The 10,088-nt window shown below is 37.7% G+C and carries 11 protein-coding genes; 5 read left to right on the top strand and 6 right to left on the bottom strand.

What is annotated here, in order from left to right; all coding sequences use genetic code 11:
- Positions 1-182: 182 nt before the first annotated feature.
- On the bottom strand, positions 183-2,777 hold the full coding sequence (clpB, locus tag N824_RS19165) for an ATP-dependent chaperone ClpB (RefSeq protein WP_048906749.1): 2,595 nt from the start codon (positions 2,775-2,777) through the stop codon (positions 183-185).
- A 181-nt stretch (positions 2,778-2,958) separates the two neighbouring features.
- Between clpB and N824_RS19160 the strand changes: the two genes are divergently transcribed.
- From N824_RS19160 to N824_RS19145, 4 genes are all read left to right on the top strand, one after another.
- On the top strand, positions 2,959-3,303 hold the full coding sequence (locus tag N824_RS19160) for a DUF1801 domain-containing protein (protein ID WP_048906748.1): 345 nt from the start codon (positions 2,959-2,961) through the stop codon (positions 3,301-3,303).
- Between the two features lie 313 nt (positions 3,304-3,616).
- Complete coding sequence (locus N824_RS19155; protein WP_235207211.1) at positions 3,617-4,519, top strand: MFS transporter; 903 nt, start codon at positions 3,617-3,619, stop codon at positions 4,517-4,519.
- Between the two features lie 56 nt (positions 4,520-4,575).
- Complete coding sequence (locus N824_RS19150) at positions 4,576-4,878, top strand: helix-turn-helix transcriptional regulator (protein ID WP_048906747.1); 303 nt, start codon at positions 4,576-4,578, stop codon at positions 4,876-4,878.
- A 21-nt stretch (positions 4,879-4,899) separates the two neighbouring features.
- Complete coding sequence (locus N824_RS19145; protein WP_048906746.1) at positions 4,900-6,000, top strand: NADH:flavin oxidoreductase; 1,101 nt, start codon at positions 4,900-4,902, stop codon at positions 5,998-6,000.
- A gap of 192 nt (positions 6,001-6,192) precedes the next feature.
- Here the strand turns inward: N824_RS19145 and N824_RS19140 are convergent, their stop codons facing one another.
- Complete coding sequence (locus tag N824_RS19140; RefSeq protein ID WP_048906745.1) at positions 6,193-6,591, bottom strand: SRPBCC family protein; 399 nt, start codon at positions 6,589-6,591, stop codon at positions 6,193-6,195.
- 7 nt (positions 6,592-6,598) lie between these two features.
- The gene (pyrE, locus tag N824_RS19135) at positions 6,599-7,258 is read right to left on the bottom strand and encodes an orotate phosphoribosyltransferase (RefSeq protein WP_048906744.1); all 660 of its coding nucleotides are present in this window, start codon (positions 7,256-7,258) and stop codon (positions 6,599-6,601) included.
- 336 nt (positions 7,259-7,594) lie between these two features.
- Between pyrE and N824_RS19130 the strand changes: the two genes are divergently transcribed.
- Complete coding sequence (locus tag N824_RS19130) at positions 7,595-8,251, top strand: NUDIX hydrolase (protein WP_048906743.1); 657 nt, start codon at positions 7,595-7,597, stop codon at positions 8,249-8,251.
- Here the strand turns inward: N824_RS19130 and coaD are convergent.
- The 3 genes from coaD to N824_RS19115 are packed head-to-tail and all read right to left on the bottom strand — an operon-like array spanning position 8,235 to position 10,071.
- A complete protein-coding gene (gene coaD / locus N824_RS19125; RefSeq protein ID WP_048906742.1) occupies positions 8,235-8,696 on the bottom strand; it encodes a pantetheine-phosphate adenylyltransferase in 462 nt (153 codons plus the stop codon). The genes N824_RS19130 and coaD overlap by 17 nt on opposite strands.
- Before the next feature lie 11 nt (positions 8,697-8,707).
- Positions 8,708-9,250 (bottom strand): RsmD family RNA methyltransferase, encoded by a 543-nt coding sequence (locus N824_RS19120; protein ID WP_048906741.1) that lies wholly within the window; start codon positions 9,248-9,250, stop codon positions 8,708-8,710.
- Positions 9,241-10,071, bottom strand: coding sequence for a DUF3822 family protein (locus tag N824_RS19115; RefSeq protein WP_048906740.1), 831 nt, complete (start codon positions 10,069-10,071; stop codon positions 9,241-9,243). Before N824_RS19115 ends, N824_RS19120 begins: the two co-directional genes overlap by 10 nt.
- Positions 10,072-10,088 lie beyond the last annotated feature (17 nt).

The raw sequence follows: 10,088 nt of genomic DNA, 5'->3' as shown, positions 1-10,088 counted from the left end.
CTTCCGATCTTAGYAATATATCAACAAAGGGCTAGCTTAACAGCTAGCCCATATTTTTTTCCGGACAACAGTGAATTTATTTCAGGACCACGCGCTCGCTAGTCTGACTTTCTAATCCAGGATCCTGAAATAAACTCAGGATGACGATCGCTTTAATAACAATTCGTTTTCTAACTTACCTCTTATTTGTTGTTTAAAAAGACAAACTTGTGGTCGAACATATCCAGTTTAATTTTACTGTCTTTATCAATCTTTCCAGCAAGAATCTCTTTTGACAATTCATTTAATATACGTTTCTGAATTACTCGTTTTAACGGACGTGCACCAAACTGAGGATCATATCCTAATTCCGAAAGCCAATCCAATGCCTCAGGCGTTGCCTCTATCTCGATCCCCATTTCAGCGAGCGTATCTCGTACATGTTTAAACTGCAAGGTAACAATGTCTCTAAGTTCGTTGCGGTTGAGCGGTGTAAACATGATCAGCTCATCAATACGATTCAAAAACTCCGGCCTTATCGTTTGTTTTAGCAACTCAAATAACTCGCTTTTAGTTTTTGCAATCACCTCATCACGGTTCTCATCATTAAGATCTTTAAAGTTATCCTGTATTAAATGAGACCCAATGTTGGAAGTCATAATAATAATGGTGTTTTTAAAGTTCACCACGCGACCTTTATTGTCGGTTAACCTTCCATCGTCCAACACCTGTAGCAATATATTAAATACATCAGGATGCGCTTTTTCAATCTCATCCAGCAATACCACCGAATAAGGTTTTCTACGGACAGCTTCAGTTAGCTGACCACCTTCATCATATCCCACATATCCCGGAGGGGCTCCAATCAACCGTGAAACTGCATGGCGCTCCTGGTATTCACTCATATCTATCCTGGTCATGGCATTTTCGTCGTTAAACAGAAACTCTGCCAATGCTTTGGCTAATTCCGTTTTACCAACACCAGTTGTTCCAAGGAATATGAATGATCCAATTGGTTTGCGTTTATCCTGTAAACCAGCTCTTGAACGACGGATGGCGTCAGATATCGCCTCAATAGCCTCGTCTTGTCCGGCAACACGTTTATGCAACTCGTTTTCAAGATTCAGTAACTTATCACGTTCGCTTGAAATTAGCTTAGTAACCGGAATACCGGTCCACCTGCCTACTACACCTGCAATATCATCAGCCGTTACTTCTTCTTTAAGCATTCTGCTTTCGCTTTGCATGCTTTCCAATTGAGCTTTTAACTTTTCAACGCTATCCTGCGATTCTTTTATTTTACCATAACGGATTTCAGCTACTTTGCCATAATCGCCTGCACGCTCTGCCTGATCTGCTTCCAGTTTATAATTCTCTATCTGTTCCAGTTCATTGTTAATATTGTCGACCAGATCTTTCTCGCCTTGCCATTTTGCTTTAATCTCGTCACGTTCGGCCGACATATTGGCAATTTCTTCGCCCAGAGTTTTAACTTTTTTACTGTCATTCTCTCTTTTAATCGCCTCACGCTCTATTTCTAGCTGCATGATCTTTCTGTTCAACTCATCAACCTCTTCTGGCACACTATCCATTTCCAAACGTAATTTGGAAGCAGCTTCGTCCATTAAGTCGATGGCTTTATCTGGTAAAAACCGATCAGAAATATAACGTTGCGATAATTCTACTGCCGCAATAATGGCCTCATCTTTAATCCTTACCTTGTGGTGAGTTTCATACCTTTCCTTTAATCCACGAAGAATAGAAATTGCATCCTGGGTATCGGGCTCATCAACCATTACCTTTTGGAAACGGCGCTCAAGTGCCTTATCCTTTTCTAGATATTTTTGATATTCATCTAACGTAGTTGCACCAATTGCACGTAACTCCCCACGGGCAAGCGCAGGCTTAAGGATGTTTGCTGCATCCATAGCACCTTCACCGCCGCCGGCACCAACCAGGGTATGGATCTCATCTATGAATAAAATGATGTCGCCATCACTATGTGTAACCTCTTTAACAACGGCTTTTAGGCGTTCTTCGAATTCACCTTTATACTTCGCACCGGCAATTAATGCACCCATATCAAGCGAGTAAACAGTTTTTGTTTTCAGGTTTGTAGGAACATCGCCTTTAATAATCCTGAAAGCAATACCCTCTGCAATAGCGGTTTTACCTACACCAGGTTCACCAATCAATATCGGATTATTTTTGGTACGTCTGGAAAGGATTTGAATTACCCTCCGGATCTCTTCATCTCTACCAATAACCGGATCCAACTTGCCTGATTCAGCATATTCATTCAGGTTACGTGCATATTTATTAAGTGCATTGTATGTTGCTTCGGCATTCTGATCAGTAACATGACTATCGCCTCTTAAGGCAATAATTGCTTTTTTAAGGTCTTTTTCATTTACACCCTGATCTTTTAAAAGTTTTGATGTATTGTCGTTAACAGATAGAATACCTAACAAAAGATGTTCTACCGACACAAATTCATCTTTAAATTCTTTAAGGTATGATTGCGCTTTTTGCAAAGCAGAATTAGTACCTGATGTTAAATAAGGATTACTGCCACTAACTTTAGGAAATTTCTCTATCTGGCTATCTAAATGTTGAGTTAGAACATTAAGATTTACGTTTAATTTTTTTAAAACGTACGAAACTACGTTTTCATCAACAGTAAGCAAACCCTTTAATAGGTGTGCTGTTTCAATAGCCTGTTGCTGATTGCCTTGGGCTATTTCAGAAGCCTGTTGAATTGCTTCCTGGGCTTTTATAGTAAAGTTGTTGAAGTTCATGTCAGCAATTAAACAAAGCAAATGCCATCTTGGTTTTTAGTTGTTAATCGGAAATTTTGTCGGTACTTTTTGTTTTACACTGCATAATTGTCTGATAAATAGTATCTTAAGATGAAAAAATGTCTGAACCTAAGATTTATGATTTAATTTTCCGTCCTTTGTAATATCTACATTTTTCTAAATGCTGACTCCGCTAGACGATTTTTATTTGCAAAAAGAAGAGCCTTTAAGAGGTTGTTTGCTTGCGCTAAAAGATTATCTATTAGCTTTTGATAAAAACATTACCCCTGAATGGAAATATAAACTGCCGTTTTTTTACTATAAAGGAAAAATGTTTTGTTATTTATGGGTTCATAAAAAATACCTTAAACCTTATATAGGTATTGTAGAAAGCAAGCATATCGATCATCCTGATCTGATTATTGAAAAGAGGGCCAAAATGAAAATAATGTTGATAGATCCTAATGAGGATTTACCGATTGAAACGATGAACGATATATTAAAACAAGCGCTTGCCTGCTATTAAATGAAGGAATTTATACGATTATACTTAGATGCTTACCGAGGGTTATCTACTCCGGCATGGATGCTTGCCCTTGTTATGCTTATAAACAGGAGTGGAGCAATGGTTATTCCCTTTTTAGGAGTTTACATGATCAATCACCTTCATTTCTCTTTAGAAGATACCKRTATRRKGYTKARMTGCTTTGGTTTGGGAGCTGTTTCTGGAAACTTTTTAGGGGGTTGGCTTACCGATAAGGCCGGGCATTTTAAAGTTCAGCTGSTTRGTTTMMYTYTWMYTSTRCCWATKYNTTTTTCTTCTTCCGCAGTTAGATACTGTGGTTAAGCTTGCTGTAGGTGTTTTTACTTTAAGCCTTGTTTCTGAAACATTCAGACCTGCCAACTCTGTGTCTATTGCTTACTATTCAAAACCTGATAATATCATAAGGTCATTTTCACTAAACAGGATGGCTATGAACCTTGGGTTTTCAATTGGCCCCGCCTTAGGCGGTTTTTTAGCTGCCATATCTTATGCGTTTTTATTTTACGGTAATGCAATAGCAGCCCTTTTGTCGGCCACACTTTTTTTCATCTATTTCCGCAATCGTAAAGGCAACGAGAAGAAGAAAGACGAATTGGTAGAAGAAGAGGGAAACCAAGCCAATTTGTCGCCCTATAAGGATGTACCGTTTATGCTTTTCAGTGTACTTTCCTGCATTTTTGCCATTTGTTTTTTACAGTTGTTAAGTACACTCCCTTTGTATTACAGAAATGTTTACAAAATGACAGAGGCAGAGATAGGAATAATACTTGCCTTTAGCGGACTAGTTGTGTTTTCACTAGAGATGCTGGTAGTTCATATTGCCGAAAAGAGATTTACTGCCCGAACGATAATAGTAGCCGGTACAGTATTGTGTGCGGTATCATTCCTGGTATTGAATCTTGCTAAAGGTATTCCGGTACTTTACCTTTCTATGTTTATAATATGCCTGGCAGAGATCCTGGCTATGCCCTTTATGGCAACGGTTACGCTTCAAAGATCATCATTAAAAAAGAGAGGTGCATATATGGGTATTAATGCTTTATCCTTTTCTGTAGCTCATATATTTTCTCCTCTGGTAGGTACAAGAGTTGCTGCCCAATTTGGATTCGAAACTTTATGGTGGGGTACGGTTGCTGCACTAACCCTTGCTTCGATAGGCTTCTTCTTTGTAATGAAAAACATGAAGTTATCAGCATAATGTCATTCTTTTTTTGTTAATAGGAATATCGGGAAAAGTCGATATATCTTTGTGCTATGGATCAGCTAGAGATTTTTAAAGCACTATCAAATAAAACACGATTGCAGATTTTGCAGTGGCTTAAAGAGCCGGAAAAACATTTTCCACCACAGGAGCATGCCGCGTTTGATGAGGTAGGGGTTTGTGTTGGGCAAATACAACAGAAGGCAGGTTTAACCCAGTCTACCGTTTCAGAATACCTATCTATACTCCAAAAATCAGGACTGCTGGAATCAACCAGGCTTGGGCAATGGACTTATTACAAGCGTAATGAGGAAGCCTTTGCCGCACTAAGCAATATCATTAAATCAGAAATATAGCATTTATTAAAATACAATTATATGAGTACAGAAACTTTGTTCAGACCATTTAGTTTGAAATCATTAAATATAAAAAACAGAATCGTGATGGCACCGATGACACGTTCATTTTCGCCAGCAGGAGTACCAACAGCTGATGTTGCTGCATACTATTCGAGAAGGGCAGCCGGAGAGGTTGGCTTAATCCTTTCAGAAGGAACGGTTATTGATCGCGTTTCATCATCAAATGATGCCAATATTCCACATTTTTATGGCGATGCAGCTTTAGCAGGATGGAAAGAAGTTATCAATAGTGTTCACCATTCTGGTGGAAGCATGGGGCCGCAAATATGGCATATGGGCATAATGGATAACCATCATTCAGGATGGGTTCCTTCGGCACCTTTTGAAGGACCATCTGATTTAAACAGACCTGGATTTTCGAATGGTGTGGCCATGACTCAGGATGATATTGAAGCAGCAATTAAAGCTTATGGAAGTGCAGCGGTAGATGCTAAAAGGTTAGGTTTTGATTGTGTTGAACTTCATGGTGCTCATGGTTATTTAATTGATCAGTTTTTCTGGGAAGGTACTAATAATCGTACCGATAGCTATGGAGGTAAAACGTTGAATGAGCGTACCAAGTTTGCTGTAGAAGTAGTAAAAGAAGTGAGAAGACAGGTTGGTGAAGATTTTACGATAATTCTAAGGTTATCACAATGGAAACCGTCTGATTACAATTTACAAATGGCTAAAACACCACAGGAAATGGAACAATGGCTGCAACCTTTGGTTGATGCTGGAGTGGATATTTTTCACTGTTCGCAGCGCCGTTTCTGGGAGCCTGAATTTGATGGTTCTGATCTTAACTTTGCAGGCTGGGCTAAAAAAATTACAGGAAAAGCAACTATCACTGTGGGTTCTGTTGGTTTATCAGGGGAATTCCTTGCCGCATTTAAAGGCGAAAGCTCTGAGCCAAGTTCATTAGAAGAATTGCTAAGAAGAATGGATAGAGGAGACTTTGATTTAGTTGCTGTAGGCAGACCATTACTTGCTGATGCTAGATGGGTTCAGAAAATCCGTGATGAGCGCACTGCTGAATTAAAAGGATTTTCAAGAGAAGCATTAATGCAGTTATTGTAACACACATATACGAAGTCCTCACATAATTCACACTTTACACGCACATTCTTCATAAAAAGGTACCCGTTTGTGGGTTTGGTGTGAATGAGGTGTGTAGAATGTGTGAAGAAACATCATAAAAAAAGCTGGCCATATGGCCAGCTTTCGGACGATTATTAAGGGTATACTACTTACAACAAGTGCAAGTATGTATTATTTTAATACCTCTGTTAATCTTTGTGTCTGATGATCAGCAAGGTTTTGCAAAGGCTTCACAGCCAGCATTTTCATCATCATATTAAGATCTGCAGAGATAATATGTTTTGCAACAGTTCCGCCGTTACCATTATCAGTCACTGTCCATTTTAATTCAACATCAAAAGGAGGTTTTTCTGTTGGTATAGCAGTTAGTTCCTTGTTTTCTACGCGATCAGATATCTTGATTGCTAGTTTAGCCATGTTCTGGATGGTAAAGCTAGCGTCATCTGTTGTAGAAGACCAGTTGTAAATGTTCTCTGGCATTAATTGCTGATGATTGTTCATGTCAGCCAAAAATGTATATACCTTTTCAACCGGTAGGTTTAACTCTACGGAGCTTTCAATAACTGTCATTATGATTTTAAGTTAATTGTTCTAATTCTTTTCCCCAGTCGGCAGGGTTTCTACGCCATTTAGTAAGCAAATCAACATCATTTTGTGCAATGAAGCTGTGCTCAGCAGCATATTCTATTAGTGTATTATAGTTAGAAAGGGTAGAGAAACGACATTTTGCTTCTTTAAAGTTTTCTTCGGCCTGATCAAAACCATAGGTAAAGATTGCAACTAATCCTGCTACAGAAAGGCCTGCATTTCTTAAAGCATCAACAGCCTGAAGACTGCTCTTTCCTGTAGAAATCAAATCTTCTATAACAACAACACGTTGTCCTTCAACTATTTCTCCTTCAATTAAACTTCCGGTTCCATGCTCTTTTGCTTTCGATCTAACATAAGCGAAAGGTAAACCAAGTTCTTGAGCAACCAATGCACCTTGAGGTATACCAGCAGTTGCAACACCAGCTATTAAATCTACAGAACCATATTCTTCCTGTATTAATTGCGTAAGCTTTTGTCTGATATAAGTTCTAACAGAAGGATGGGAAAGTGTGATCCTATTGTCACAGTAAATAGGAGATTTCCAACCTGACGCCCATGTAAACGGGTTGTTAGGTTGTAATTTTATTGCTTTTATTTGTAATAAAAATTCAGCTACTTTTAATTCAATATCACTTTTATTATACATGTCTCAAAATTACGGAATTTCTGGCGTTTTGCTTGTAAGCGTAATAAACTTTTTATTTATCGCTTATTAGAAAAATGCTGAAAACTCTTGTTTAATTCAATCTAGAACTGGCAAATATCCGTAATAAAAATCAATGCTGAAAGTCTTTTCTGTGATCGCCTGTGAATCAGTAATATCTGAGATTTATTTTTTGTTTTTTCTATAAATGTAAGAGCCGTATGTTATAATTCTGTATTTTTAAACCTCGATTTTATTACGGTAATAACCGGATTAAAAACAACGCTTTAATAGTATTGCTGCGGAGAACTAAATGATAACGAAAACCACTACCTTCTGATGAAGAATTACAGGATTTATATTAACGATAATACTTTGTTTATTGCGGACTTGATGCCTAAACAGATAAAGAAAGTTCAACAGCTTGATAAGCAGGATTTTGATTTTGAACTCTTCTATAAGAATTTAGAAAAGGTATCTGGAAAAGACTACATTCTACTTGATCCGGATCCTAAACAATTATTCAAAAAGATTAAAAAAAGCTGTGAACTTATAAAAGCTGCTGGTGGTTTAGTGAAAAATGTGAAAGGCAATTATCTCTTTATTTTTAGAAATAAGAAGTGGGATTTGCCCAAAGGTAAGGTAGAAAAAGATGAGAAAATGAAGGAAGCCGCCCTTCGTGAGGTTGAAGAGGAGTGTGGGGTAAAGATTTTAACCAACGATGAAAAGCTATGTAAAACTTATCATGTTTATACGCTTGGGAGTAAATTGGTGCTTAAGAAAACCAACTGGTACAGCATGACAGTAAAGGGAGAGCCTAAACTGATCCCTCAAAAAGAAGAAGGAATAACTAAAGCGAGCTGGCTAAGCAAACTGGAGCTTAATCAGGTATTAAAGAATACCTACCCTTCAATTGTTCAGGTAATGGAAGTTGGGGGCCTTTTAGAAGATAATATTGTAGTAAAACCAGCTTTACATGCTATAAAAAAGATATAGCTTGTGGCGGTAAAAACTTACTTACATCACCGTTGTTGCGCAGAATATCGCGCACAATGGTTGAACTTATAGCCGAATATTCTGGCTTGCTCAGAATAATTATGGTTTCTACCTCGGGCATCATCGTCTGATTGATCTGCGCAATTGCTTTCTCGTATTCAAAATCAGAAACCGAACGTACACCTCTAACCATGTATTGAGCATTGATGAGTCTGCAGAAATCAACTGTAAGTCCTTCGTATAGTTCTACTTCTACTTTTGGCTCCTGTTCAAAAACCTTTCTTACAATTTCTTCGCGTTTATCGGCCGAGAGGAATCCTTGTTTGGAGCTGTTTAAGCCAATACCCACTACAATTTTATCAAATAAAGGTAAAGCGCGCTTTAAAATATCTACGTGAGCTATGGTAATCGGGTCAAATGAGCCAGGAAATAATGCAATCTTCATGGTTAAATATACTAATTGGAGGGCTTTTCAAAAAAACTAAATGAAGAGTTGCCGTATCTTCTGGTTTCGGTGTAACCTGGCTGATTGTTTAATTTTAATAGCGATGGATGTTCTACTATAAGCAAACCATTATCTGTTAACAGGTTATTTTTCATTACCAGTTCCGGAATTAATGGAATGGTTGACAAATCATAAGGTGGATCGGCAAAAATGATCTGATAGGATTTAGTGTGACTTTGCAGAAACTTAAATACATCGGCTTTTTGCACATCAATTTCATTTAGCTGATATTTGTCTATAACAGATTTTACCCAGTAAATGCAGCCAGAGTGTTTATCAACCGCTGTAACCTGTTTAATGCCTCTTGATGCAAATTCAAAGCTGATGTTTCCTGTTCCACAAAATAGATCAAGAACGGTACAGCTATCAAAATCATAAGTGTTATAAAGGATATTGAAAAGAGCCTCTTTGGCCATATCTGTTGTTGGCCTTACCGGCAAGCTTTCGGGTGCATTAAAGCGAATACCCTTTAATTTTCCACCAATTATCCGCATTGATCAAGGGCTAATAGACTGCTGTAATAATGAGCAGGCATGTCATCTAAAATTTTGTTGTCAACTTCATTACCGGTTGTCGGGATGAAATTGATGGTTTTGAAATACTTTTCAATGCATTTGTATTGACTATCTCCGTCGTTGATGATTCCACTAAGGTAGATGTCAGTTTTTGAGGTGTCTATATTAAGCTGATTGATAATGAAAAGCAGGTAGTAGTTAAATTCCTCAGCGTTTTCGATTTGAAAGTAGTTTTGGAATATCAGTTTACCACCATCGGTATATATTACATTAAATGAACCAACAGTAAAATCAAGTATCAGGCTCAGCTTTTCATTGTCTTTGGAAAGTGCTAAAACAGGTGCTGCATGATCAAATAGTCTGCAGTTTGACAGTGAAACATTTAAGGTTTCTTCTATAAACTTATTTAGTGTAAAGATGGATGTGAAACCAAAATTGGCAAAAGGTTGGGTATAAAGATTATTAGATTGTTCTTCTGTAAAGAATTTTGCGTAGTCGTTTAAATTCTGCTCATTGAACAGGTCGTTTGGTATGGCTATTGAATTTTCAGTATGTACCGAAGCCTTAATTTCTTTAAATGGTAAACTTAAATAGCTGTCTGTTCTTAGTTTTTCGGAAAGCGCCTTGCTTACATTCTGATATTCCTGCTGGTCGTAAACTGCCTTTAACTGATTGTTGCTCTTGTCTATAATGGCATACGAAAAACTATCGGTAGTAATTTTTATTAACAGGTTGCAGTTTGCCGCTGTATTCGGGTCAAACTCCGGATCAACTAATAATATGCTATTTTTGCTGTTCATATGAACAAAATTAATCC

The organism is Pedobacter sp. V48, assembly GCF_000523515.1.
Classification (GTDB): Bacteria; Bacteroidota; Bacteroidia; order Sphingobacteriales; family Sphingobacteriaceae; genus Pedobacter.
The sequence above is the reverse complement of the archived record's forward strand: the minus strand, read 5'-3'. Positions and strand labels throughout refer to the sequence as shown.

Excerpts from the sequence above, each read along its gene's own strand:
- clpB (WP_048906749.1), bottom strand. The coding sequence starts at position 2,777 with ATGAACTTCAACAACTTTACTATAAAAGCCCAGGAAGCAATTCAACAG.
- N824_RS19160 (WP_048906748.1), top strand. The coding sequence starts at position 2,959 with ATGCTGACTCCGCTAGACGATTTTTATTTGCAAAAAGAAGAGCCTTTA.
- N824_RS19115 (WP_048906740.1), bottom strand. The coding sequence starts at position 10,071 with ATGAACAGCAAAAATAGCATATTATTAGTTGATCCGGAGTTTGACCCG.
- N824_RS19130 (WP_048906743.1), top strand. The coding sequence starts at position 7,595 with ATGAAGAATTACAGGATTTATATTAACGATAATACTTTGTTTATTGCG.
- N824_RS19120 (WP_048906741.1), bottom strand. The coding sequence starts at position 9,250 with ATGCGGATAATTGGTGGAAAATTAAAGGGTATTCGCTTTAATGCACCC.
- coaD (WP_048906742.1), bottom strand. The coding sequence starts at position 8,696 with ATGAAGATTGCATTATTTCCTGGCTCATTTGACCCGATTACCATAGCT.
- N824_RS19145 (WP_048906746.1), top strand. The coding sequence starts at position 4,900 with ATGAGTACAGAAACTTTGTTCAGACCATTTAGTTTGAAATCATTAAAT.
- N824_RS19140 (WP_048906745.1), bottom strand. The coding sequence starts at position 6,591 with ATGACAGTTATTGAAAGCTCCGTAGAGTTAAACCTACCGGTTGAAAAG.
- pyrE (WP_048906744.1), bottom strand. The coding sequence starts at position 7,258 with ATGTATAATAAAAGTGATATTGAATTAAAAGTAGCTGAATTTTTATTA.
- N824_RS19150 (WP_048906747.1), top strand. The coding sequence starts at position 4,576 with ATGGATCAGCTAGAGATTTTTAAAGCACTATCAAATAAAACACGATTG.